The sequence below is a fragment of the Amycolatopsis sp. NPDC088138 genome, assembly GCF_044741685.1.
Taxonomy (GTDB): Bacteria; Actinomycetota; Actinomycetes; order Mycobacteriales; family Pseudonocardiaceae; genus Amycolatopsis.
This window is the reverse complement of sequence record NZ_JBIUTB010000013.1, coordinates 76,167-101,341: the sequence shown is the minus strand read 5'-3', so window position 1 is coordinate 101,341 and position 25,175 is coordinate 76,167. Positions and strand designations below refer to the sequence as shown.

Here is a 25,175-nt window from a genome sequence, read left to right as displayed (position 1 = left end):
TACCCCCTGCTCAACTGGTGGCGAGGTCGGCCCACACCGTCTTGTAAAGGTCGCCGTGGGTGACGACGCCCCAGCGGCGGCTCATCGCGGCGACCAGCACAAGTCCCCGGCCGCGATCCTCGTCCAACGACGAGGTGCCGGTGCGAAGACGGAGATCCGGACGCGGGTCGTCGACCTCCAGCCGGAGCAGCGCGCGGGTGTCGCGGAAGCGGATGCGCAGAGCCCGCGCACCCTGGGCGTGGTCCAGCGCGTTGGTGACCAGCTCGGTGGCCAGCAGCAATGCGTCCTCGAGCAGCTCGACCGGGACGTTCTCCAGCACGGTGCTCATCCATCGCCGCACGGCGCTCAGGTCGATCGGCGCCCCAGCGCTGAAGCGGTATTCGTGGGCGGCGGGTTCCGGTCGGTCCATGTGGTCCTCTGCCGAGCGATATCGGTGCCGAAAGCAGCCTTGCCCCCGGGTTACCCGGACCAACCGGATATACGCACCGATCGCGTATCGCCACCGGCAGGTGAGCGCCGGTGTGGTTTGACCCGATCGTGGGTATCAGGGCGTCATGGTTGTCCGAGCACCTGACCGGGCTCTCCCCACCGAAGACCTCGTCGTCCCCGCACCGCGGCGGCCCGACGACTACTCGCACTGCGCGCCCCTGTTCGAGGAACGCGGCCGGCTCGAGCCGGAAGACCCGCGCCGCGGCGCCCTCCGCCAGGAGCTGATCACCGAGCACCTCCCCCTGGCCGACCACATCGCCCGGCGCTTCAGCGGCCGCGGCGAACCCTTCGAGGACCTGCTGCAGGTCGCCCGGACCGGCCTCATCCACGCCGTGGACCGCTTCGACGCGAGCAAGGGCAGCGACTTCCTGTCCTTCGCCGTGCCGACCGTCATGGGCGAGGTCCGGCGCCATTTCCGGGACACCGGCTGGTCGATGCGCGTCCCCCGCGGGCTCAAGGACCTCCAGCAGACACTGGCCAAGGCGACCAGCGCACTGGCCCACGACCTGGGCCGGTCCCCCACCCCCAGCGAAATCGCCGCCCACCTCGGGATGGACGTCGAAACGGTCCGGGAAGGCCTGCTCGCCGCCGACGCCTACCGCGCGTCCTCGCTGGACGCGCCGATCGGCGGCGGCGATGACGCGCAGACGATCGCCGACCAGCTCGCCGACGACAGCTCCGAGTACACGCACACCGAAAACCGGCTCCTGCTCGAAGCCGCGCTGGCCAAACTCCCCCCGCGTGAGCGGGACATCGTCAAGATGCGGTTCGTCGACGAGCTCACCCAAAGCCAGATCGCCGCGAAGATCGGCGTGTCCCAGATGCAGGTCTCCCGGCTGCTGAGCAAGACCCTCGAGCGGCTACGCGACCACATCGTCGTCGACTGACGCCGGGAGGGGTGCGCGTGTTCGAAGGCTTCGCCCAGGAGACCGTCGACGTCGGACCGGTCCGGCTGCGGGTACGGCACGGCGGGTCGGGCACCCCGGTCGTCCTGGTCCACGGCCATCCCCGGACGCACACCACCTGGCACCGCGTCGCGCCGCAATTGGCGGACGACCACTTCGTCGTCTGCCCCGACCTGCGCGGCTACGGCTGCTCCACGCTGCCGCCGGACGAGCCCGACCACGCCCAGTCGGCCAAGCGCGCGATGGCCGGCGACATCGTCGCCCTCATGCGGCACCTCGGCCACGACCGGTTCTCGATCGTCGGCCACGACCGCGGCGCGCTCGTCGCCTTCCGCGCCGCGATGGACCACCCCGGCGTCGTCGACCGGCTCGTGGTGATGGACGGGCTGCCCATCACCGAGCACCTCGAACGGCTCAACGAGAACTTCGTCCGCAGCTGGTGGCACTGGTGGTTCCTCGCCCAGACCGACAAGCCCGCCGAGCGCGTCATCAACGCCGACCCCGGCGCCTGGTACCGCACACCCGAGCCGCAGGAGATGGGCGACGCCAACCACGCAGACGTGTGGGCGTCGCTGCACGACCCCGCCGTCGTGCACGGGATGTGCGAGGACTACCGCGCCGGCCTGGGGATCGACCGCGCCCACGAGGAAGCCGACCGCGCGGCCGGCCGCCAGGTGCGGTGCCCGACGCTGCTGCTCGCCGCGACCGAAGACGACATCGACATTCACGGCGACCCGCTCGCCATCTGGCGCCCCTGGGTCGCCGGGGAACTGCGCGGCGCGGACATCCATTCCGGACACCACCAAGCCGAGCAGGCTCCTGACGAAGTCGCGCGGGCCATCGGCGAATTCCTGCGCACGACGTGACCGGGATACCGGCTCAATGGTCCGGCCCCACCTGCTGCACGTAACGTGCGCGCCGGAGCGATGACGTCGGACAACCGCCGCTACGCCGCGGCCGGGCTCTGCGTTGACTCACAAGGACGAATTACAACGCGGGGCGTAGTTCCCGTGGACGCGGCCTGAACCTGATCAGCCGAGTGACCAGCAAGAACACGCTTCCTAGCGTGGAACCGTGGCGGCAAACCGACGACTTCCCCGTGACCAGTACCTCTGCTCGACGTGCGGAAGGGCCCATAGACACGGATCCCAGCGGGGCCGCGACTGCGGGCAGACGCCGAGCCGGCCCTCCTACTCCCGTCGGGCCAGTGCCAGCCGCGCGCCGGTTCACCGCCCTGACTGGAACACGCATTCGTCGGCGGCACGGAACACGACACCTCGACCGCCCCGGCCGCAGCGTGACGTCACACCCAAGCCGGACCGCAGGACCGAACGCCGGCAACGCGCCAGGGAGTCACTGAACCGGGATCCGTCGGTGATCGCCGGTGATGCGGTCGCCGTCGTCTTCGACGAGAACGGTTTCTACGTCCGGCTGGCCAACCGCGTGCTCGAGAAGTCGCGCTGGCGCATGCCGATCCGCCGGCGCAACCACGGTCTCTGCATCTGCCTCAACGACCTGGCGAAGAGCCTGGACCCCGGCACGTACGCCAAGCTCACGCAGCTGCCGGTTCGAGCCGGACTCCTCCGTCTGGGATTCCCGCCGTTCCTCGCCGAAACCCTGAGCGCCACGACGGCGTTCGGGGTCAAGCAGATCCTCGGCGCGCTGCCCCAAGCCCAGCTGGCCAAGACGCTCCGGGTCATGATCCCGCTGGTCTGTCCCGACCTGGATGTCTGCCCAGCGCGCGCCGACGTCCTGAGGACCTGCGCCGCACCCGCCCTGGGCACGGAGTTGAAAACGCTCGTCGCCGGTCTTCGCTGATCGATCACCGCGTTCTTCGACGTCGGGCAGTCCCGTCGCTCCCGTGGAAGCGGCGGGAGGACGAGCGTGGGTCGGCTCAAGCAGGGCCGTAGGCCGTGAGGAACACCTCCGCCGCTCGGTCCGCGATCTTCGTCAGCTCATCGTCGTCCGGGCGGGCCTCGGTGCCGGCGAACATCAGCTGGTTCATCGGCTTGTACATGACGAGGCCGGCGAAGTGGTACGCGGCGAGGGTCGGGTCGGCGAGCTCGCGCAGCAGACCGCGGCCGGCCATCCGGGACAGTGCCTCGCCGAGCAGCACCAGCGAATGCTGGAAGCCGCGCTCGAACCACTCGCCGGAGATGGCGGGGAACCGGTCGGCCTCGGCCAGGACGAGCCGGCGGAGCTGGATCACCTGGGGTTCGCAGATGTCGGCGGCGAACCGGCGCGCGAGGTCGCGCAGCGCCGTCGCGGCGTCCGCCGCCTCGTCCAGCGCTCCGTAGAGCGTGGCGAGGCGGGCGCCGAGCTGCGCGTTGCTGCCGAGGATGACTTCGGCGAACAGGTGCTCCTTGTCGGCGAACTGCCGGTAGACCGTCTGCTTGGAGACCCGGGCCCGCGCGGCCACCTCGTCCATGCTCGCGCCCAGGTAGCCGTGCTGCAGGAACACCCCCGCCGCTTCGGCGAGGATCGCGCGTCGCTTACGGGCCGTGCGGCCCTCCTCCAGGCTCGTCTCGAGTTCACTGTCGGTCCCGGCGCCCGGTGCCAGTTGATCCATGGTCCTCCTCCCGGCTGCCCACAGCGTACTAGACAGTCTCGTTCCTGTGTGGGTACTGTACGGTCTCGTTCTGGTCGAACCGGCGAACAGGGAGAAGAGCCATGGGAACAGTGCAGAGCAAGGACGGCACGACGATCCACTTCGAGGTCCGGGGCAGTGGCCGGCCGGTGATCCTCGTGGACGGCGCCACGGCCTACCCGGCGGTCAGCCCGGAGACCGTCTCGCTCGCCGAGGCGTTGAGCGAGACCTTCCGCGTGTACACCTACGATCGGCGCGGCCGGGGACGCAGCACCGACACGCTGCCCTACGCCGTCGAGCGCGAGATCGACGACCTCGCCGCGATCATCGCGGAGGCCGGCGGGACCGCGGTGCTCTTCGGCTGGTCCTCCGGCTCGATCCTGTGCATGGACGCTGTCGCGGCCGGGCTGCCGGTCTCCCACCTCGTCGCGTTCGAGCCGCCGTTCGTGGTCGACGACGCCCGTTCGCCCCTGCCGACCGACTACGTCGAGCGGCTGGAGGCGGCCTGCGCCGCCGGGCAGCCGGGCGACGCGGTCGAGTTGTTCATGACCGCGGCGGTCGGCATGCCTCCCGAGTTCGTCGCCGGCATGCGCCAGAGCGAGTACTGGCCCGTCCTGGAGGCGGTCGCGCCGACCATCGCCTACGACGGGCGGGTCGTGTGCGATGTGATGCAGGGCCGGCCGCTGCCGGCCGGCCGGTGGGCGGGGATCACCGTGCCCACCGTGGTCGTGCACGGCAAGGACACGTTCCCGTTCCTGATCACGGGTGCACGGGCGGCCGCGGAGGTGCTGCCGAAGGCGACGCTGCAGGTAGTGCCGGGGGAAAACCACACCGCTGCCGCCGACGTGCTCGCCCCGGCGATCCGGCAGTTCGTCCAGGACCACTGAACAAGGAGCGGCGTGGGAGGGAGCCGGGATGGGGAAGATCGTCGTCACGGAGTTCGTCTCGCTGGACGGGGTCGTCGAGGCCCCGGCCGGTGAGGGCTTCGTGCACCAGGACTGGACGTTCGCCTTCGACCGGGGGGACGACGGTGAGCGCTTCAAGGTCCAGGAGGCGCTGGGCGCCGACGCGCTGCTGATCGGGCGCCGCACCTACGAGTCGTTCGCCGGGGCTTGGCCGCACGTCGACGGCGAGCTGGGCGACAAGTACAACAGCATGCCCAAGTACGTCGTGTCGAGCACGCTCACGGATCCGGCGTGGAACAACACCACGGTGCTGGCGGGTGACGTGATCGCCGAAGTCACGGCGCTCAAGGAGCGGTTGGACGGCGAGATCCAGGTGCCGGGCAGCATCCGGCTCGTCCAGGACCTGGTGGAGCACGACCTCGTCGACGAGCTGCACCTCATGACGTTCCCCGTCGTCCTCGGCACCGGGCGGCGGCTGATCGAACGGACCAGCGACATGTCGCGCTGGCGGCTCGCCGGCGCGCTCACGGTGGGCGAGGGGATCATGGTCACGACGTTCGAGCGCGCCCGCTAGAACGTCCGCCCCGTGAGGTCGGGAACGCGGGAGGGCAGCGGCCCGCCCGTCCCGGTCGTGCGGGACTACGCCGGGTTCTCCGCGACGGCGAGGTAGTCCGTGTAGATCTGCGGTGAGCCGGAGAACGAGGCCAGCTGCTTCCACTCCTCGTACATCTGCTTGGTGTCACGGTGGGTGGACGCGAACTCCGCGGCCTCGCCGGTGGCGATGTCGGGCTCGGGGTAGAAGACGTCCAGCGCGTCCAGGCCCGCGATCTCCATCATCATCACGTACTGGTCGAGCCGGTTGCCCCGCTCGCCCTTGAGCACGTGGAACCGCCAGTCCGGGTAGTCGTCGATCCGGTGGTGGTTCTCGGCGATGAAGCGGTCGAACACCTCCTCGGTCACCCCGGCGCGCAACGCCAGGTTGTGGATCCCGACGACCCGGGCGACGGGCTCCTCCCCCGGGCGGTCACGGTAGCGGGGGCCGGGCGTGACCGTGCTCCGCGGATTGTCGGCCAGCAGCCGGTAGTCGGTGAACAACGTCGGCAGCTCACCGAACGTCCCCAGCCGCCGCCACCGCGTCAGCACCGCCTCCGCCTCGGGGTGCCGCGCCCAGAACAGCCGGGCCTGCTCGGTCTGCTCACCCCGGGGGGTGACGTAGCGGTCGCGCTGCTCGGCGCTCTCGATCTCGTACAACATCAGGTACTGCCCGGTCCGCTCCCCGCGCAACCCGCGCAGCAGGGTCCACCGCCACCCCGGGTACAAGGGCAGGTGAACGCCTTCACCACGCACGAAGGTCTCGAACTCTTCCGGCGTGACACCGGCCTCCGTGTCGATGGCGATGTACTGGAAGGTGAACACCGACAAGCGTCCCAATGCGCGTCCAATCCTCGGGCCGGGAAAGGGATCGCGCGTCCGGCGAGCACGACTCCCGCACCACATCCTGCCCGCTCCGGAGCGACGGGGCTCGCGAGCCCTCTGAGTAATCGAGAGACCACGGGCGAGGTAGCGATCCGTAACCGCAAGGTGACACTTACCCTTTTCAGTGCACACCCCGCGATGTACCATCGGATTTGATCAAGCCGACGGAATCGGGGCCCGGACGGCACAATCTCCCGGACGGTGTGCCGTCCACTCCCATGCCGAGGTGTCGGACCCATGAGGTCGGTAGTCGGCCGCGCGCTGCGCGGATTCTTCGTCGCCGTTGTGCTGGTCGCCGGCAGTGTGAGCACGGCAGGGGCGGTGACCGCGCCCGCCGACGGCCAGAAGGCGGCGGAGCGGACCCCGCTCGCCGACGCCGCCAAGACGCCGGAGCCGCAGGTCCCGGACAAGTCGTGGCGGGTCGACGGGAACGGGACGTTCACCGACTCGATCGCGATCCGGGTCCCGGCCTTCCACGACATCACCCCGGAGTTCTCGCTGGCCTACGACTCCTCGGCCCTCAACGGGCTGGCCGGGGTCGGCTGGACGCTGAGCGGCCTCAGCGAGATCGAACGGGCCGGCACCGGCAAGGGCGCCCCCAAGTACGACGGCTCGGACGTCTACCTCGCGGACGGCGAGGAGCTCGTGCCCTGCGTCGCCGGCAGCGTGAGCCCGAGCTGCACCTCCGGTGGCACGCACTCGACCAAGAACGAGTCCTTCCGGAAGTTCGCGCTGACCGGAACCGGGGCCGCCAGCCGGTGGACCCTGACCGCGAAGGACGGCGTCAAGCGCGTCTACGCGCCGGTGCTGTCGGCCGGGACCGATCTCGTCTACCGGTGGGGCCTGAGCCAGGTCGTCGACCCGAAGGGCAACACGGTCACCTACAACTGGGCGGCCAACCAGTTCGCGTGCTGCTGGGAGTACCTCGATTCGGTCACCTACAACGGGACCACGGTCAAGTTCACCTACGAGCAGCGCACCGACACCGACCTGCGGGCGATGGGCAACGGCGGCATCCGGACCGTCCAGGGCCGTATCAAGACCATCGACGTGGGCGTGAGCGGCAACCGGGTCCGCGCGTACAAGCTGACCTACGCCACCAGTGACGCGACGGGACGCTCACTCCTGTCGGCCGTGCAGCAGTTCGGCACCGACGCCGTCCTGGACGCCGCGGGCACCGTCACCGGCGGCACCGCGATGCCACCCGTGACGGCGACCTACCAGGCCGGCGCGCCCGCGTTCGTGTCCGGCAACAACAACCAGGCGTTCACCGGCAACAACAACGCCGCCAAGAACATCCCGATGGACATCAACGGCGACGGCAAGACCGACATGCTGGAGCTGTGGCCGAACTTCGGCTCCTACCAGCGCAAGACCTGGCTCTCCAACGGCACCGACTTCACGCTCGCGTCGACGGAGGGCGCGACGTCGCTCAACGAGAACGCGCGTTACCTGCCCGGTGACTTCACCGGCGACGGCAAGTCCGACCTGCTGGAGTTCTCCCCCTCCGGCCTGGGCCTGGCGCGGCAGCTGTGGGTGTCCACCGGCACCGGCTTCACGGCGGGTTCGACCGGCGCGGCCCAGGGCCGCAACGACGCGAACGCGCGCTTCCTGCCGATGGACGTCAACGGCGACGGCAAGACCGACGTCCTGGAGCTGTACTCCTGCGGCATCTTCCCGGTGAACTACTGCCGCGCGACGTGGCTTTCGGACGGCACCACCTTCACCCTCGCCTCCAACGACGCCGGCATCGGCTACGACGCGCAGCGGCAGTTCGAGCCCGCCGACGTGAACGGCGACGGCAAGACCGACTTCGTCGAGCTGTCGTCCGCGCTCTTCGGTGCCGGCAACCGGCACATCTGGCTGTCCACCGGAACCGGCTTCGTCTCCGGGGCGACCGACTCCGGTATCTCCTGGAGCGCGCCGAGCGCGGAAGGCGGCGGCAGCCGGTTCCTGATGATGGACGTCAACGACGACGACAAAGTCGACATGGTCGAGCTCTACCCGCTGCTCGGCACGTACACCCGCCGGACGTGGCTCTCCACCGGTTACAGCTACAAGCTGGGCGCCACCGACACGAGCATGGCCTACGCCGAGACGTCCAAGCAGCTCGTGATGGACGTCAACGGTGACCACCGGATGGACATGGTCGCCCTCTCCCCGGGATTCCTGGGGGCGTCGACGAAACGCGACATCTGGCTGTCCACCGGTTCCGGCTTCGCGCTCGGCGCGAGCGACCCGACGATGGGCACCTACTCCTGCAGCAAGGGCATCTGCACCAGCGACTTCCTGGAAATGGACGTCAACGGCGACATGCGCACGGAGATGGTGGAGCTCTACAACACCAACTTCGGCCTCAACAAGGGGCGCCACATCTGGAACATGGGTGGTGCGGCGACCGACGTGCTGACCTCCCGCACCAACGAGTGGGGCGACAAGGCTTCGGTGAGCTACACACCGTCGTCGGCGTGGGCGAACACGAACAACCCGCCGCTGACCCAGACGGTGTCCGCCGTGACCGACGACGCCGGCCCGGGTGGGGCCGCGACCACGAACTACAGCTATTCCGGCGGGGCGTACGACCACCCGGAACGCACGTTCCTCGGGTTCCGCACGCAGCGGGAGACCAAGCCGTGCAACGCGGGCGAGACGCCGTGCCCGTACGCCGACACGACGTTCCGCCAGGACCTCGCCGCGATCGGCCAGCCGGAGCGCGTCGAGAACCACGGCGGCGACGGCGCGCTGCTGAGCTCGACGGCCACCGACTACGTCACCAACGGCACGACCGTGCCGAGGACGGCGCTGCCGACCGGCACGATGGAGACCGCGTACACCGGCAAGAGCGCGGTGTGCCCCGGAGCGGACTGCAAGCGCACCTACACGAGCCGGACGTACAACGCCTACGGCGAAGTGGTGACCCAGATCGAGAACGGCGACAACGAGCAGGCGGGCGACGAGCGCACGACGGTGACCACGTTCGTGCCCAACACGGCCGCCTACATCGTGAACAAGCCGGCCGCGGTGAAGGTCGTCGCCGGTGTCGGCGCCGGTGGGACGAAGCTCAGCGAGACCCGCACCGGGTACGACGGCGCGGCGTGGGACCAGGCTCCAGCGGCCGGTTACGCCACGTCGTCGGCCCAATGGCTTTCGACCCGGGACGCGTTCGTCGGGACCGGCAAGGAGTACGACGCGTGGGGCAACCTCACCGCGGAGATCGACGCGGCCGGCGGGCGCACCACACTCGGCTACGACCCGGCGTACCACAGTTTCCAGGTCTCGGAGACCAACGCGCTGTCCCAGACGGTCGACGCGACGTGGGATCCCGGCTGCGGCACGCCGACCCGGGTGAACGACCTCAACCGGCAGGCGACCACGGTCACCTACGACCCGCTGTGCCGGGCGGCCGAAACCACCCAGCCCGGCGGCAAGTTCGAACGCCACCGGTGGGTGGACGTCGGCGATCCGGCCAAGCAGTACGAGCAGGTCGAGAAGCCGGCCGCGGACGGGACGAGCGCCCCGCAGTGGAGCCGCCGCTACGTGGACGGCCTGCAGCGCCCGTACCGCACCGCGGACAAGGGCCCGGACGCGGCGACCGGCGACATCTACGTCGACACGGTGTACAACGCCCGCGGCCAGGTCGCGTCGAAGACCGCGCCCTACTACTGGGCGGCGGGCACCGCGCAGCCGGTGACGTACCCGACGCTCACCGCCTACGACGGGCTCGACCGGGTGGTCAAGACCACGCTGCCGGGCGGGGCGGTCCAGACCAAGAGCTACCGCCCGTGGTCGACCACCAGCACCGACGAGAACGGCCACACCACGACCGACCGCGTGGACGCCTACGGCAAGCGCGCCGAGCGCCAGGAGACGGTCGGCGGCAAGCACGTGACCGCCCGGTACGACTACGACCTGCGGGGCAACCTCGCGAAGTCCACCGACCCGGCCGGGGCCGTCATCACCTACACCACCGACTCGTTCGGGCGGCAGACGAAGGTGGCGGATCCGGACAAGGGCGTCACCACCTACGAGTGGGACGACGCCGGCCGCGCGGTCGCGCAGACCGACGCGAACAACCAGCGCACGACGTTCGTCAACGACAAGCTGGGGCGCAAGACGAGCAAGACGGCCAACGCGGGCACCGCGTCCGCCGCGACGGTGTCCTGGACCTACGACCAGGTCCGCGCCGGCTACGCCAACGTCGGCAAGGTCACCGCGAACACGGACGCGGCCGGCACCCGGACGTTCGACTACGACGCCCTCGGCCACACCGTCAAGACCGTGCGGACCGTGGGCGGCACGAGCTACGAGTTCCGGTACGGCTTCGACGCGGGCGACCGCAAGCTCTGGACCACCTACCCCGACGGGGACACGCAGGGCACCGCGGCGGCGCCGTTGCGCTACGACAGCGCGGGCCGGCTCACGGCGATCCCCGGCTACGTCACCTCGGCGACCTACAACGCCGAGGGCCAGGTGACCGCGATCGCCAACGCCAACGGCACCACGACCACCCGCCCGCACGACGCGGAACGCGGCTGGCTCACCGGCATCGTGACGAAGTCGGGCGCGAACGTCGTGCAGGACAACGAGTTCACCCGCGACGCGAGCGGCAACATCACGAAGGTCACCAGCCCGTTCCCCGACGAGAGCTGGACCTACACCTACGACGACGGCGGCCGGCTCACCAGCGCGACCGACGACGCCGGCCCGGCGAACAACCAGTCCCTCACCTACGACGCGGCCGGCAACATCGCCGCGAACTCCCGGACCGGTGCCTACGCCTACGACCCGGCGCACCCGCACGCGGTGACCACCGCCGGTGCGAACACCTACACCTACGACGCGGCGGGCAACATGACCTCCGGCGCCGGCCGCACCCTCACCTGGAACGGCGACGGGCTGCTCGCTTCGGTCGTCAAGGGCGGTGTCACCTCGACGTTCACCTACGACGCCGACGACACCCGGCTCCAGCAGGTCGAGGGCGGGGTCACCCGCCGCTACCTCGGCGTCGACTACGAGGTGAACGTCACCACCGGCACGACCACCAAGTACATCTCGATCGAGGGCACGCCGGTGGCCCGGGTCGACGGCGGGACGAAGTACTGGGTGCACACCGACATCCAGGGCTCGGTGCAGGCCGAGACCGACGCCGCGGGAGTGGAGGTCCACCGCAAGAAGTACCGCCCGTTCGGCGAGGTCCTCTCGGCCGGCGGGACGCTGCCCTTCGAGTCGCGCGGTTTCATCGCCGAGCGCCAGGACTCGACCGGGCTGGTCTACCTCAACGCCCGCTACTACGACCCGCAGCTGGGCCGGTTCATCTCGCCCGACCCCACCATCGACGGCGAAGACACCATCGGCCTCAACCGGTACGCCTACGCCGCGAACGACCCGGTGAACCAGGTCGACCGCACCGGTCTGTCCTGCCAGAAGGCGGACGGCAACAAGTGCGACCCCGAGAACGAACCCAAGATCACCCGGTCGGAGATCATCGCCCGGGCGCAGTACTGGGTCGACCACAAGCCCGGGCCGTACTACGACCCGGACAACTTCGCACCCGGTGACAACGGCTTCTCACCCGGACCGGGTGACGGGCGCGTCTACCGCCGCGACTGCTCCGGGTACGTCTCGATGGCCTGGCACCTCAGCTGGAGCGCGAGCACGTACACCTTGCCCTACTACGGAGAGAAGATCGACCGCTCCGAGCTCCAGGCCGGGGACATCCTGAACTCGACCACCGAACACGTCCTGCTCTTCCACAAGTGGCTCGACGACAAGGGGAACTTCGAGTACTACTCGTTCGGCGCGACCCCGGTGAAGCGCGTCACGGCCAACATCAACGACCCCACCCTCGACAGTCACGCGAACGGCAACTACCAGGCGTACCGCTACGTCAATGTCGTCGACGACCCCCCGCCGGCACCCGGCGTCATCGGGAACTCCGTCGGCCGTTCGCCGTTCTCCTGACGGCCCGCACCCGCGCCGCCGAGCGGGTCCGGCGTTCCTCGCCGGCACTCCGGCGTTCGTGCGCCGGATGACCTGGCTCAGGCATTGGCCGACGCGGGTCTCCGGCGCCGACCGCCGTCATGGTGGTACGCGGTTCCAGCGACAGCACCATCGCCGATCGCTTCGCCGAAATCACGACGGCGACGCGGGGTATTTCCACGTCTGCGTGCTCAAAGGACTTTGAACCCCACACGTGGGGACGCATCGCACTCGACTTCGAACCCAGACTCAGCCTGCTCCTGCGCGCGGCGGCCGCAGCGCTCGCCCAGCAGAAATGACACCTGCGACAAAGCAGCGCCGGACCGAGTATTCCCGCCAAACCCGGCAGCGACCGATCACCGCGCCGTGAGTTCCGTGACGCTCGCCGGCCCGATGTGAACGATTGGCGCACTGAACGTCGCTGACCTGCGGTTACTCCACGTCGAGCACACGGCTGACTGAACAAGTTCGAACGTTCACTTCGTGCATAAGAACCGGCCACCACGCGATTAGCGTCCTCGGGTACCGGCGATCTCTTCGCCCACGAAGTGGAGGAACGGTGCCCAAAACCCTGCCTGCCTTCCGAGCCGTCGCTCTCGCGGCGTGTCTCGCCACGGCCGTCACCTCGGTGGTGACCGGAACCGCCAGCGGCGCTCCACCGTCACCGCTGGTCCCCCTCGCCCCGCACGGCGCTTCCCTGCCGGCCGGCGCACACCGCGACGGTGCGCTGCCGGACGCCCAGGCCCTGCACGTCGCGGTGTCGCTGCGGCCGCACGACCAAGCCGGTCTCGACCGGTTCGTGACGGCGGTCAACGACCCGCGCTCCGCCACCTACCGGCACTTCCTGAGCTCGGCGGAGTACAACGAGCTGTTCGCACCGCGTCAGTCCGATGTGGACGGTGTGACGAACTACCTGCGCGGCAAGGGTCTCCACGTGGACGGCGTGTCCGGCAACCGGCAGGTCGTCGACGCGTCCGGCTCGGCGGACGTCGTGCGCCAGGCCTTCAACACCCCGCTGAGCAGCTACACCGGCCCCGACGGGAAGCGCTTCTACGCCAACGACAGCGCACCGGAGGTGCCCGCCGACCTCGCCGCCGCCGTGCGCGGCGTGGCCGGTCTCACCAACCGGGAGGTCGCCCACCGCGCGTCGGCGCCCGGCGGCCCCAGCGGACCCGCCGGCGGCTACACACCCGCCCAGTTCCGCACCGCCTACACCATGAAGAACCTGTCCGCGTCCTACACCGGGGCCGGGCAGACGGTCGGGCTCATCGAGTTCGACGCGTTCAAGCAGTCCGACATCAACGCCTGGACCAGCTACTTCAGCCAGCCCTCGGTCACCCCGCGGGTGGTCCCGGTCGACGGCGGGGTGTCCAGCCCCGGCGGCAACCAGCTCGAGGTGACGCTGGACGTCGAGGCCGTCGCGGCGACCGCTCCGGGCGCCGCCCAGGTGGTCTACGAGGCACCCAACACCGACAACGCGTGGGTCGACGAGATGGCCAAGATCGCCTCCGACAACGCGATCACCGTGCTGTCGGGGTCGTGGCTGCTCGGCGAGAAGTGCGAGTCCGACCCGATCGCCGCCTCCCACGACTCCTACGCCCAGCTCGCCGCGCAGGGTGTGACGATGCTGTCCGCCTCCGGCGACTGGGGCGCCACCGGCTGTGGTTACAACGGCGACAACTCCACCGTCCAGGCCGACTACCCGCCGTCGGACCCGCTGTTCACCGGTGTCGGCGGCACCCAGCTGCGCACCGCCGACAGCGCCGGCACCTACACCTCCGAGTCCTGCTGGAACCAGGGCGGCACCGGCAACACCCGCTCCGGCGGCGGCTACTCGGCGATCTACGACCGCCCGGAGTGGCAGACCGGGAGCAACGCCCACCGCTCGGTGCCCGACGTCGCGATGGACGCCGACTACGGCGCCGGCGCCCTGTCGGTCTACATGAACGGCGGCTGGCAGGACGTGGGCGGCACCAGCCTGTCCTCCCCCCTGTGGGCCGGCTACGTCGCGATGGTCAACCAGAAGGCCAAGGCGGGCGGCAAGGCCAACCTCGGCGGTATCAACCCGGCGCTGTACTCGATCGCCAAGGGCGGCGCCTACTCCTCGAACTTCCACGACGTCACCTCCGGCAGCAACGGCACCTACCCGGCGGGCACCGGTTACGACCTGTGCACCGGCTGGGGTTCCATGCAGGGCGACACCCTGGCCGACTCGCTGATCGGCGGCACGACACCGCCGGCCGCCGACGACTTCTCGATGGCGGCGAACCCGGCGTCGGTCAGCGTCGACCCGGGCAAGTCCGCGACCACGACGATCTCCACCACGGTCACCAAGGGCAGCGCCCAGACCGTGGCGCTGTCGGCCGGTGGCCTTCCCGCCGGCGTGACCGCGACGTTCGACCCGGCCTCGGTGACCGCGGGCAAGCCCTCGACGCTCACCGTGACCGCGTCGTCGGCATCGCCGGGACAGACCACCGTCACGGTGACCGGCAAGGGCTCCGACGCCACCCACACCGCGACGGTGTCGTTGACGGTCAACGGCTCCGGACCGGGTGACTTCTCCCTCGGCGTCACCCCGGGTTCCGGGTCCGTGGCGGCCGGGCAGTCCACGTCGGCCACCGTTTCGACGGCCGCGGCGGTGACCGGCCGGGGCGCGAGCCCGAGCGTGATCAACGGGCAGCCGACGACGGTGGCCAAGTACCCGTTCATCATCTCCCAGCACCGCACCGGCGGGGTGCGCCCGCAGGAGCAGTCCTGCACCGGCAGCGTCGTCGCCAAGCGGGCCGTGCTGATCGCGGCGCACTGCAAGTTCGCCCAGGGCGACCCGAAGTACCTGATCTACGGGCGCGACGACCTGGCCGACACCGGCAAGGGCACCCGGATCGAGATCGCGGAGTACCGGATCCACCCGGACTACACCCCGCAGAGCGACGAGGGTTTCCGCAACGGCAACGACGTGGCGATCATCTTCACCAAGACCGACATCCCGGTGCCCGCCGGCATGACCTACCCGGCGATCGCGTCGTCCTCCGACACGCTGCCGCTGGGGACCCAGGGCACCGCGATCGGGTACGGCAAGACCGACGCCAACGACGCCACCAAGAACACCAAGCTGCGCGAGGTGGTGCTGCCCACCGTCGACGGCCAGAGCTGCAAGACCATCGACTCGTCGATCTTCAACCCGGACTACATGTTCTGCGACGGGTACGGCGACGGCAGCAAGGGCCTGTGCCAGGGCGACTCGGGCGGGCCGTACTACTACAACGGCAAGATCTACGGCGTGTTCTCCTGGCTGCGGACCGACTGCGCGTCCTACAACGCGCACGGCAAGCTGTGGGGCTCGATGGGTGACTGGGCCAACGCGCAGATCGGCAGCACCCCGCCGCCGGGTGGCGGCGACATCGCCCTGTCGGCCGCCGGGCTGCCGTCCGGCGCGACGGCGACGTTCGCCCCGGCCTCGGTCAACGCGGGCGGTTCGTCGAAGCTGACCATCGCGACCAGCGCGTCGACCCCGGCCGGTACCTACGCGGTGACCATCACCGGCAAGAACGCGACCGCCGGTCACGACACCACGTTCACGCTGACCTTGACCAAGGGCAGCGGCGGACCGGTGACCGTGAAGGACCCGGGGTTCCAGTTCACGCAGCACGGCCAGCGGGTGAACCTGCCGCTGTCGGCGAGCGGCGGTACCGGCAGCTACCGGTGGTCGGCGACCGGGCTGCCGCCCGGCCTGTCCATCGACGCCGGTACCGGGTCGATCAGTGGTACGGCGGGCAACGTCAACCAGGTGTTCCCGGTGACGGTGACCGCGACCGACACCGCGGGAACCAGCGGGCGTGACCAGTTCTCCTGGTACGTCTACTGATCCTGGGGAGAGGGGACGGGCCGGTGGCTCCCGGTGGGGGTCACCGGTCAGTCCCATTCCCAGCTCAGGCCGACGATCCCCGGCCGCACGTCCTCGAGCACGAGGTGCACGGTGTTGGACGCGCCGATCCACAGTGGACGGCCCTGCCGGGGTGCCGCGGCCGGGGTGCGCTGCCGGTAGGGCACGCAGTGCGCGGGCGCCGATCCGGCGAACCCGACCTGGAGCACCAGTTCCCGGGCCGGGCGGGTGAACCTGCGGTGGTAGTGGGTGAGTTCCGGGCCCGGCGGAAACCGCCAGGTGAAGTCCAGGACCGTGCGTTCGTACGCGGCCAGCCGCTGGTCCAGGACCAGTTCGCACACGGTGGCCCCGGCTGCCTGGTCACGGCGGATCCGGCCGAGGCGGCAGAACCGCGGATCCACCAGCTGGGGCAGTTCCGACTCCTCGACCCACTGGTAGATGAGGCAGCGGTCCACGTGATCACGCTGCGCTTCCACCACCATCCGGGTCCGCACCTCGGCCAGGCGCCGATCGGCGTCCACCAGGACGTGCTCGTGGATGGTGAGGTAACGCAGCTGGTCGTCGACCGGTGCGGTCAGCGAGGTCAGCAGCGGGTCGTGGGTGGGCCACATCCGTTCACGGGCGATCGAGCCCGGTTCCGCGGCCTGGCCCCGCGGGCGCGGCGGACCGAGCAGGGACACCAGCGTGGACTCCGGGAGCCCGAACACGTCCTCCAGCGCCCGCACCGCTCGCAGCGACTCGTCCCGTTCCGGCCGGCTGCGCCCGGTGCGCCAATAGCTCAACGCCGCCCTGCTGATGTGCGCGCCCCGGGCCGCGAGCTGCTGCTGCAGGCGTTTCAGGCTCAGGCCGTGCGTGTTCAGGCAGTGGTCGAGGACCTGGGCGAAGGTGCCGTGGCGAAGCAACCTGCGCAGCTCGCGATCCGGGGGAAGGACGGCGGGAAGGCGATCGGCGGACACGGGCCTCCTCGGGACGGCGTCGTTCCACTATCACCGGCCGTCCGGTCCCGGGCAAGTACCGTCCGGTGCGCTCGGCCGTCACCGGTTCGGCGCAAGGTACACAGTGGACGCGCGCCGGTCCGGCGCGGTTACCGGCCCGCTCGGTCCACGGACGTCACGACCAGGGCGGCACAGCGCGCCAGGGAGATGTGCCGCTCGCGTGCCATCTCCCTCAGCTCGGCACCGGCCCTCACCGTGCCGAGGCCCTGGGCGGCGAGGATGGCGACCGCGCGGTCGACGTCACTGAGGGGCACGGTCATCCTCTTGCGAATCCGCATAACAAACCTCTCGCTGCGCTACTCCGTCGCGCGCGGGTACCCCCGGGAATCTCCTCCTAATCACGGAACCCCGTCACCTTGGTGGGTGACGCCCCCATGTTCATCCGGGACTCCCACGGGGTATCTCCCCTGCCGGATGCCCCGTGAGGTGGTCGCGGGGCTCGGCGGAAGGCGAGCACCCGATGACGATCGAGCAGACGCGGCCCGGCACCGACGACCTGCGGGTCGTCGCCCTGGAGGTGGCGGACGACCTCAGCGAGCTCGCGGCGGTGCGCGTCTGGGCCGACCGGCTCCTGCTCGACCTCCCCGACGACCTGCGCCACGACGTCGTGACGGTGGTCGACGAGCTCACCTCCAACGCCTTGCGCCACGGCGAACCCCCTCGCCAGGTCCGGTTGCTGCGGCGCCCGAACTGGCTGTGCGTCGAGGTCGACGACGCGTGTCTCGATCCGGCGTGCTCCCAGCCGTCCATGGGTGCCGCGCCGCACGGGCTGGTGCTGGTCGCGGGCCTGAGCGTCGCGTGGGGACAGTGGCAGCGCTCGACGGGGAAGACCGTGTGGGCCGAGATCACCCTCGACGCGCGGTAGGGAAGCCCGGGCCTGCTCGGCTCACAACGCGCGAACGCGCCAGAACACGGCCAGCGCGCCGGTACAGCCGGCCGGACACGGCGATCAGGATCTACAGCACCGTCCACACCGGACCGAACAGTCAGGACGGCGGCGCCCAGGACGGCTGCTCGAGCCCGGCGTACACCGCGCGTGACGACGACGCGGCCAGACCGGCGCCGGGGCGGAACGGTGCACGGTGGTCATCCCGGTTCTCCCCCGTTCCCGGTGTCGGAGGCCGTGCCGAGCAGGTGCGCCAGCGCGTCGCCGAGCCGGGTGTGCCGGAAGACGTGCCCGGCCGCGAGCAGCCGTTCCGGTTGCACGCGCTGATCGGCGAAAGCCAGTTCACGGGCGCCGTCCCGGCCGAGCAGCAGCCGCGGCCCGAAGCGCGGCACCTTGAGCAGGGCCGGGCGCCCGAGGGTCTGGGCCAGGACCCGGGTGTACTCGGTGTTGCGCACCGGTTCGGGACTCACGGCGTTGACCGGGCCGTCGAGACCGCGGTCGGTCAGCGCGCGCAGGTAGATGTCGGTCAGGTCGTCGAGGCCGATCCACGGCGTCCAGTGCCGGCCCGCGCCGAGCGGGCCGCCCAGCCCGGCCGCGAACAGCGGGTACTGCAGCCGCAGCAGGCCGCCGCGCGGGCTCAGCGCGAGGCCCGTGCGGACCTGCACTACCCGGATCCCGGCCGCCTCGGCGGGCTGGGTGGCCGCTTCCCACTCGCTGACGATGTCGGCCAGGGCACCCTCCCCCGGTTTGCTGTCTTCGGTGAGGACGTCGTCGCCGCGCTCGGGGCCGTAGTAACCGACGGCCGAGGCCGACACGAACACCCCGGGTCCGTCCGGGGTGCGGGCCGCCAGTTCCGCCAGCGCGCGGGTCGGGCCGATCCGGCTGTCCCGGACGGCTTTCAGGTGCCGGTCGTCGAACCGCCCGGCGACGGAGGTGCCGGCCAGGTGGACGACGGCGTCGGCACCGGCCAGCAGCCCGGCGGCCGGCGCGGCCGGGTCCCACGTCCGCTCGTCGCCGGTGCGCGCGGGCCGGCGCACCAGCCGGATCACCCGGTGGCCGCCGGTGGTCAGCAGCGCCGTCAACGCGGTCCCGACCAGCCCGCTCGCGCCGGTGACGGCCACGGTCAGCGGTTCGTGCCAGTACCGGTGCTGGGCGGCGAGATCGGCGGCGAGCTGACGGTGGCGGTAGGCGAACATGGACCGGAGCAGCGCTTCGGGCACCCGGGTTTCGACGAGGTCGGTGACGACCGTCCGATCAGGACCGCCGTCGGCGAAGCGGTGGATGTGCCGCCAGGACACCAGGTTCGCCAGCACCGGGGTGTCCAGCCGGTCCACGAACTGGTGCGGCGGCCGGTAACCGGCCGGGTCGTGGGCCGCGACCCAGCGCAGGCCGCCGGGCAGGTTCAGCCGCGCCCGGCCGTCGCGCAGCGAACTGGCTTCGGCGCCCACCTTGACGGGTTGCCACGGCGGCGTCAGCCGCACGATCGCCCCGGGCAGCCCGTGCCACGCGAACACTTCGTCGAGCGGAGCGGCCACCACGGCGGAGAACTCGAGGGTCACGCGATCACCTCCGCGACGCAACTACGATCCGGACCTGCGCAGCGTAGGTCGCGCACCCGGCCGTCGCACGCCAAACGCGATGCAGATGCGATGCAAGCTCGGTTCAGACTCCGGACAATCGTGGCCGCGAGCGGCCCCGCCACCGGGCTCTCGGCGCCCGCCGCGGCCGCGGCGATGCTCCGCTCGACCCTTCGTCGACAGCCCGAGCACGATCCCGCCCACCAGCGTGGCGAACGCCGCCGGGATGACCACGAAGTCCTCGACGCGCTCGATCATCTGGTAGGGGACCTCGCGGACGCCGGGCTCGGCGGTGTACCCGGCGGTCATCGCGAGCACGACGTTGGCCGCGCCCGCCCCCAGCCAGCCGACGGATACCGTGACGTGCACGAACACCATCACCTGTCGCAGCCGCTTCCCGGCCGTCCGGCGCCCCGTTTCCCCATCGTGACCGACGGCGGCCGGACCCGCGGCACGATCCGGCGAGTGCGCGCCGCACGCGATTCAACTGCGATGCACCATCGGCCGTGGACCGGGTTTTCGTTGCGGTGGCGATGAAGCGGTGTGACGATCCCAGTGCGGGCCACCGCCGAGGAGGATCGCCGATGAGTTCACTCACCACGCCGACCAAGGGGCCGGGCGCGATCGAGCGGGCGGCAGTCGGCGCCGCGGACAACGCCGATCAGCGCTACCGCCTGGCCAAGGGCCTGCGGCACCAGATGAACAAGGTGTTCCCGACCCACTGGTCCTTCCTGCTGGGCGAGATCGCGCTCTACAGCTTCATCATCCTGCTGCTCACCGGCGTGTACCTGACGCTGTTCTTCGACCCCTCCATGCAGGAGGTCGTCTACCACGGCAGCTTCAAGAACATGCAGGGCCTGGAGATGTCGCAGGCCTTCCGCACGACGCTGGACATCTCCTTCGACGTCCGCGGCGGCCTGTTCATGCGCCAGCTGCACCACTGGGCCGCGCTGATCTTCGTCGCGTCCATGGCCGTGCACATGCTGCGGGTGTTCTTCACCGGCGCGTTCCGCAAGCCGCGTGAAGCCAACTGGGTGATCGGCGGGCTGCTGCTGGTCCTGGGCTGCTTCGAGGGTTTCTTCGGCTACTCGCTGCCGGATGACCTGCTGTCCGGTACCGGTATCCGCGCGACGCTGTCGGGCATCGTGCTCTCGGTGCCGGTGATCGGCACCTGGATCCACTGGGCGCTGTTCGGCGGGGAGTTCCCGGGCGATCAGATCATCCCGCGGCTGTACACGCTGCACATCCTGCTGCTGCCGGGCATCATGCTCGCCCTGGTCGGGGCGCACCTGGCGCTGGTCTGGTACCAGAAGCACACGCAGTTCCCGGGGGTGCGCCGCAAGGAGACCAACGTCGTCGGCGTCCGGATCATGCCGTACTTCGCCCTCAAGGGCGGCGCGTTCTTCGTGATCGTGCTGGGCCTGCTGGCCCTGATGTCCGGCCTGCTGCAGATCAACCCCGTGTGGAACTTCGGGCCGTACAACCCTTCCCAGGTCTCCGCCGGCTCCCAGCCGGACTGGTACATGGGCTGGGCCGACGGACTCCTGCGGATCTGGCCGGCCTGGGAGCTCTACCTCGGTGACCACACCGTGCCGCCGGTCTTCTTCGCCGGCGCCATCGGCATCGGCGTGCTCGTGACGCTCCTGCTGAGCTATCCCTTCATCGAACGGAAGCTCACCGGCGACCACGCGCACCACAACCTGCTGCAGCGGCCGCGGGACGTCCCCGTCCGCACCTCCATCGGCGCGATGGCCCTCACGTTCTTCCTCGTGCTCACGCTGTCGAGCTTCAACGACATCCTCGCCTTCGAATTCAATATTTCGCTGAACGCCCTGACGTGGGCCGGGCGGATCGGCCTGCTCCTGGGACCTCCCATGGCCTACTTCGTGGCCTACCGGTTGTGCGTGGGCCTGCAGCGGGCCGACCGCGAGGTGCTGGAGCACGGCGTCGAGACGGGCATCATCAAGCGGCTGCCGCACGGTGAGTTCATCGAGATCCACCAGCCGCTCGGCGCGGTCCCGCTCGAGTACCAGGGCGCGCCCGTGCCGAAGAAGATGAACAAGCTGGGCACCGCCGGCCACGCCGTGCCGGGGTCCCTGCTGCGCCCGGATCCCGACGACGAAACCCGTGCCCTGCAACGAGAGCGCCGCTGATCAGCTGCCGAAGGCGCCCAGCGCCCCGGTGAACGACGGCGGGAGCGGCTCGCCCACCGTCGGCAGCCCGCGCCAGCCCGGGCCCGCCGGGCGCACCGGCACCCCGTCGGCGCTCAGGACGCGCAGGAACCGCACGTCGGCCGACTGCGCGGTCATCGACCACACCACGACGTCGCGCGGCGCGAACCGGGCGGACATCGCCCGCAGGACGTCGACCGAAACCGGCCCGCTCAGGAACGCGGCCGCGGCGCCGTCGTCGCTCAACGCCGCGCTGAGCATCTTGACCGGCAGCTCGTGCCGCTCGGTCGGGCCGCAGACGAACAGCACCGGCGCCGAGCCCGGTCGGGCGACCGCCGGGGCCGCGTAGCGGTCGATCGCCGCGGAGGCCGTGGTGGCCAGCGCCCATTCGGCGACCATCGCGTTGCGATCGTCGTGCTCGGCCCAGCGTTCGCCGATGAGGCGCAGGACCGGCGCGACGACCTCGGTCCACGTCTTGGCCACGCCCAGGCTGGTGAAGGCGTCGTCGACCAGCGAGCCGATCGTGGGCAGGTCGAAGGACTCCGCGGCTTCGGCGAGCCGCTCCCGGCGCCGCCGGACGGTCGTCCCGGCGGCCGACCGCGACAGCACGAGCCGGGCCGCGTCCCGCGCGCTGGTCCCCTGCGCCTGCAGCGCCCGCATCCGGCGCAGCCGCTCGACGTCCTCCGGGGTGTACCGGCGGCGGTTGTTGCCCTCCCGCTCGGCGGCGCCGATCCCGTACCGCTTCTCCCACGTCCGCAGGGTCACCTGCGACACCCCGAGCGCCCGCGCCACCTCGCTCGAGCCGAGTGAACGCGCTTCGGACGTGTCGGTCACGCCGTCTCCCGGTGTTCGCCCGCCGCCGGCTCCGGCGCGGTCATGGCCCAGCGCACCGCCTTGACCAGGGCGCCGGCCGCCAGCCGGACGACCGTGGCCTCCGCCACCGGCAGGTACGGCAGGCGCAGCCGGGCCCGGGTCCACACCGGCAGCAGCGCGACCGCCGAAGCCGCGAGCACGGCGTAGGGAATCCTTGCGGGCCAGGGAATCGGCGGGGTGACGAGCAGGAACCGGGCCGCCTGGCGCGCGTCCTGACCACCCCGCAGCTCCGGCCGGTACGCCTCCAGCGCCCGGTCGAGCTCGGCCCGCGTCCGTGGTGGCTCGAGGACGCCGAGCTTCTCGGCGACCAGCGCGGTCTCCGCGACGTAGCGGTCGCAGCCCGCCTCGTCGAGCGGATGGGCACCGTAACGCTGGTGGGCCCGCAGGAAACTGTCCGTTTCCGCGACGTGCACCCACTTCAGCAAGTGCGGGTCGTCGGCCCGGTAAGGCAGCCCGTCGGCGGTGGTGCCGCGCACGCGCCGGTGCACGCCCCGCACGGCCGAGACGGCCCGCTCGGCGTCGTCGGCGGTACCGAACGTCGTCACGGCGAGGAACGTGCTGGTGCGCTGCAGCCGGCCCCACGGGTCGCCCCGGTACCCCGAATGGGCGGCCACCGCGGCCATCGCCGACGGGTGCAGCGACTGCAGCAGCAGTGCGCGCAGCCCGCCGACGAACATCGCCGTGTCGCCGTGCACCCGGCGGATCGCGCTGCCGGGGGCGAACCAGCGCGGGCCGGGCGCGTGGTGGATCCGGTCCCGGTTGCGTGGCCCGTCCGGACCGGCCACCCGCGCGAAGAGCGCGTCCCGAGCCCGTTCCCGTACCTGCGCGACGCTTGTCATGGGCCTGATCTCCGTCCTGCCGAACCGCGACTTCGATGCAACTGCGATGCAGATTCGGCTCACTGTCGACGTTCCCGCATCGCCTGAGCGACCTGGCCCCACCCAGCCTACCTGCTGAAACGCGGCCAATCACGCCGATCTGGTGAGGACTCCGCAGTGGATCACCGTCGGCCGAGCGCGGACAACCGCCGGATCCTCCGCCTACGTTTGCATCGTCCTTGGATCGACGGCCGGAAGGTGACCCATGGCCGAGAGCAAGCCACGAGCCGCCTCGCGCGGGCCGCGCCCGGCGAGCAGCCGGTGCGCCGCCGCCCGGGTTCGATGAGCCGTCGCGAGCACGGCGGCCATGGCGTCCGCGACCGCCTGCGGCGTCAGGCCGTGCGGGTCGAGCACGCGACCGGCCGGGATGCGCTCCAGGTCGTGGGCGACGGCGAACTGGTCGCTGGAAAACGGCAACGCCAGCGCCGGCACACCCGCCGCGAGGCACTCGGTGAAGGTGTTGTTGCCGCCGTGGTGCACCACGGCGGCCACCCGGGCCAGCAGCGCCCGCTGGGGCACCTGGTCTTCGACCTCCACGCGGTCGTGCCCGGTGAAGGCCGCCCGCACCGCCGCGGCGCGGTCTCCGGCCGCCACCAGGACCACGACGCCGGGGATCCGGAGCAGGCCGGTCACCACGGTGCGGAGCACGTCGTCGCGAGCCGACAGGAACGTGCCGAAGGACACCAGCACGAGCCGGCGCCCGCCGCCGGTCAGCCGGTCGATCCGCCGCTCCCAGTCTTCGGTCAAGCTCGCCTCCCCGACATCGCTGCAGTGCCCGGCGAACCGCAGCGCCGGGCCGCGCGGCAGGTCCGGCAGCCACGGCAGCTCGGGGTAGTTGAACAGCACCGCCTCCGCGGACGTCAGGCCGAACGCGCTGGGCGGCGCCGGCCGGGCCGGGGCGTGCTCGGCCAGGAACTCCGCGAACAGCTCGGTGAACAGCCGGTCGTTGGCCTCCGCTTCGGCCCGGAGGCGAGCCAGCTCCGCGACGCCGGGACGGATCGCGTCCGGCCAGTACGGCGGCAGCCCGAAGAAGCGCCCGGGACCTTCCAGGACGTAGCCCGGGTGACCGGGGCAGTAGGCCGCCCAGCGCCGGCCGAGGGCGTGGAGCGCCAGGGTGACGGCGTAGGCCAGCTGGTCGACGAGGTACCAGTCCGGCCGGAACCGGTCGTCGAACGCCCGCACCGAAGCCAGCACCGCGGCGGGATCGGGCAGCATGTCGGCCCGCCGGTGCCGGGCCTGGGCGAGCAGCGCCGGGATCGCGCCCGCCCGGGTCGCGTCGAGGAATTCGGCCAGGCGGGCCGCACCGGCGGCTTCCTGCCGGGTCCGCTCGGCGATGCCGGTGTTGGCGTTGTCCCCGAACGCGAGCGCGCCGAAGGGCAGCCCGTGTTCCTCGGCGAGGCCCGCGAAAGCCGGCGCGCACGCGAAGGTCACGTCGGCACCCTCGGCCGCGAGCGCGGCGCCGACCGTCGCGAGTGGACGCGCGTGCGAAGCGAACGGCGGGCTCACCACAGCTATCCGCGGTCCCGTGGCTGCGGTCATCCGCACCTCCTTCTCCGTCCCCACCGACCCTA

Annotated in this window: 19 protein-coding genes; 9 read left to right on the top strand and 10 right to left on the bottom strand. The window is 71.0% G+C overall.

The window, feature by feature from the left end:
- Window positions 1–10: 10 nt before the first annotated feature.
- The gene (locus ACIOD2_RS49870) at window positions 11–409 is read right to left on the bottom strand and encodes an ATP-binding protein (protein ID WP_400553154.1); all 399 of its coding nucleotides are present in this window, start codon (window positions 407–409) and stop codon (window positions 11–13) included.
- A gap of 145 nt (window positions 410–554) precedes the next feature.
- Here ACIOD2_RS49870 and ACIOD2_RS49865 point away from each other — a divergent pair, with 145 nt between their 5' ends.
- The 3 genes from ACIOD2_RS49865 (at window position 555) to ACIOD2_RS49855 (ending at window position 3,212) form a co-directional block, all read left to right on the top strand.
- Window positions 555–1,376, top strand: a complete 822-nt coding sequence (locus ACIOD2_RS49865) for a SigB/SigF/SigG family RNA polymerase sigma factor (protein ID WP_400553153.1) — start codon at window positions 555–557, stop codon at window positions 1,374–1,376.
- A gap of 11 nt (window positions 1,377–1,387) precedes the next feature.
- Window positions 1,388–2,260 carry an alpha/beta fold hydrolase gene (locus ACIOD2_RS49860; RefSeq protein ID WP_400553152.1) on the top strand — a complete coding sequence of 291 codons (873 nt, stop codon included), beginning with the start codon at window positions 1,388–1,390 and terminating at the stop codon, window positions 2,258–2,260.
- Between the two features lie 508 nt (window positions 2,261–2,768).
- Complete coding sequence (locus tag ACIOD2_RS49855) at window positions 2,769–3,212, top strand: hypothetical protein (RefSeq protein ID WP_400553151.1); 444 nt, start codon at window positions 2,769–2,771, stop codon at window positions 3,210–3,212.
- A 76-nt stretch (window positions 3,213–3,288) separates the two neighbouring features.
- Here the strand turns inward: ACIOD2_RS49855 and ACIOD2_RS49850 are convergent, their stop codons facing one another.
- Complete coding sequence (locus ACIOD2_RS49850; RefSeq protein WP_400553149.1) at window positions 3,289–3,963, bottom strand: TetR/AcrR family transcriptional regulator; 675 nt, start codon at window positions 3,961–3,963, stop codon at window positions 3,289–3,291.
- 101 nt (window positions 3,964–4,064) lie between these two features.
- On the opposite strand from ACIOD2_RS49850, the gene ACIOD2_RS49845 reads away from it, so the two are divergent.
- Together ACIOD2_RS49845 and ACIOD2_RS49840 are read left to right on the top strand one after the other, a co-directional pair.
- Window positions 4,065–4,868 (top strand): alpha/beta fold hydrolase, encoded by an 804-nt coding sequence (locus tag ACIOD2_RS49845; RefSeq protein ID WP_400553148.1) that lies wholly within the window; start codon window positions 4,065–4,067, stop codon window positions 4,866–4,868.
- 28 nt (window positions 4,869–4,896) lie between these two features.
- On the top strand, window positions 4,897–5,460 hold the full coding sequence (locus ACIOD2_RS49840) for a dihydrofolate reductase family protein (RefSeq protein WP_400553147.1): 564 nt from the start codon (window positions 4,897–4,899) through the stop codon (window positions 5,458–5,460).
- A 65-nt stretch (window positions 5,461–5,525) separates the two neighbouring features.
- On the opposite strand, the gene ACIOD2_RS49835 is transcribed toward ACIOD2_RS49840, so the two are convergent.
- A complete protein-coding gene (locus tag ACIOD2_RS49835; RefSeq protein ID WP_400553146.1) occupies window positions 5,526–6,302 on the bottom strand; it encodes a hypothetical protein in 777 nt (258 codons plus the stop codon).
- 297 nt (window positions 6,303–6,599) lie between these two features.
- Here ACIOD2_RS49835 and ACIOD2_RS49830 point away from each other — a divergent pair, with 297 nt between their 5' ends.
- Both ACIOD2_RS49830 and ACIOD2_RS49825 read left to right on the top strand, forming a co-directional pair.
- Complete coding sequence (locus tag ACIOD2_RS49830; RefSeq protein ID WP_400553145.1) at window positions 6,600–12,323, top strand: RHS repeat-associated core domain-containing protein; 5,724 nt, start codon at window positions 6,600–6,602, stop codon at window positions 12,321–12,323.
- Window positions 12,324–12,900: 577 nt separating this feature from the next.
- Complete coding sequence (locus ACIOD2_RS49825) at window positions 12,901–16,206, top strand: protease pro-enzyme activation domain-containing protein (protein ID WP_400553144.1); 3,306 nt, start codon at window positions 12,901–12,903, stop codon at window positions 16,204–16,206.
- A 47-nt stretch (window positions 16,207–16,253) separates the two neighbouring features.
- On the opposite strand, the gene ACIOD2_RS49820 is transcribed toward ACIOD2_RS49825, so the two are convergent.
- Together ACIOD2_RS49820 and ACIOD2_RS49815 are read right to left on the bottom strand one after the other, a co-directional pair.
- Window positions 16,254–17,180 (bottom strand): helix-turn-helix domain-containing protein, encoded by a 927-nt coding sequence (locus tag ACIOD2_RS49820; RefSeq protein WP_400553143.1) that lies wholly within the window; start codon window positions 17,178–17,180, stop codon window positions 16,254–16,256.
- Between the two features lie 128 nt (window positions 17,181–17,308).
- On the bottom strand, window positions 17,309–17,479 hold the full coding sequence (locus ACIOD2_RS49815) for a hypothetical protein (protein WP_400553142.1): 171 nt from the start codon (window positions 17,477–17,479) through the stop codon (window positions 17,309–17,311).
- Window positions 17,480–17,679: 200 nt separating this feature from the next.
- Between ACIOD2_RS49815 and ACIOD2_RS49810 the strand changes: the two genes are divergently transcribed.
- A complete protein-coding gene (locus tag ACIOD2_RS49810) occupies window positions 17,680–18,084 on the top strand; it encodes an ATP-binding protein (RefSeq protein ID WP_400553140.1) in 405 nt (134 codons plus the stop codon).
- Window positions 18,085–18,305: 221 nt separating this feature from the next.
- Here the strand turns inward: ACIOD2_RS49810 and ACIOD2_RS49805 are convergent, their stop codons facing one another.
- Window positions 18,306–19,664: a TIGR01777 family oxidoreductase gene (locus tag ACIOD2_RS49805; RefSeq protein WP_400553139.1), complete on the bottom strand. Its 1,359-nt coding sequence runs from the start codon at window positions 19,662–19,664 to the stop codon at window positions 18,306–18,308.
- A 21-nt stretch (window positions 19,665–19,685) separates the two neighbouring features.
- Window positions 19,686–20,063 carry a hypothetical protein gene (locus ACIOD2_RS49800; protein ID WP_400553138.1) on the bottom strand — a complete coding sequence of 126 codons (378 nt, stop codon included), beginning with the start codon at window positions 20,061–20,063 and terminating at the stop codon, window positions 19,686–19,688.
- Between the two features lie 203 nt (window positions 20,064–20,266).
- On the opposite strand from ACIOD2_RS49800, the gene ACIOD2_RS49795 reads away from it, so the two are divergent.
- Window positions 20,267–21,835 carry a cytochrome bc complex cytochrome b subunit gene (locus ACIOD2_RS49795; protein WP_400553137.1) on the top strand — a complete coding sequence of 523 codons (1,569 nt, stop codon included), beginning with the start codon at window positions 20,267–20,269 and terminating at the stop codon, window positions 21,833–21,835.
- Here the strand turns inward: ACIOD2_RS49795 and ACIOD2_RS49790 are convergent, their stop codons facing one another.
- The 3 genes from ACIOD2_RS49790 to ACIOD2_RS49780 all read right to left on the bottom strand — a co-directional run bounded on the left by ACIOD2_RS49790 (window position 21,836) and on the right by ACIOD2_RS49780 (window position 25,143).
- Window positions 21,836–22,687, bottom strand: coding sequence for a MerR family transcriptional regulator (locus ACIOD2_RS49790; RefSeq protein ID WP_400553136.1), 852 nt, complete (start codon window positions 22,685–22,687; stop codon window positions 21,836–21,838).
- Window positions 22,684–23,565, bottom strand: a complete 882-nt coding sequence (locus tag ACIOD2_RS49785; protein ID WP_400553135.1) for an oxygenase MpaB family protein — start codon at window positions 23,563–23,565, stop codon at window positions 22,684–22,686. Before ACIOD2_RS49785 ends, ACIOD2_RS49790 begins: the two co-directional genes overlap by 4 nt.
- Before the next feature lie 201 nt (window positions 23,566–23,766).
- Window positions 23,767–25,143 carry a glycosyltransferase gene (locus tag ACIOD2_RS49780; RefSeq protein WP_400553134.1) on the bottom strand — a complete coding sequence of 459 codons (1,377 nt, stop codon included), beginning with the start codon at window positions 25,141–25,143 and terminating at the stop codon, window positions 23,767–23,769.
- Window positions 25,144–25,175 lie beyond the last annotated feature (32 nt).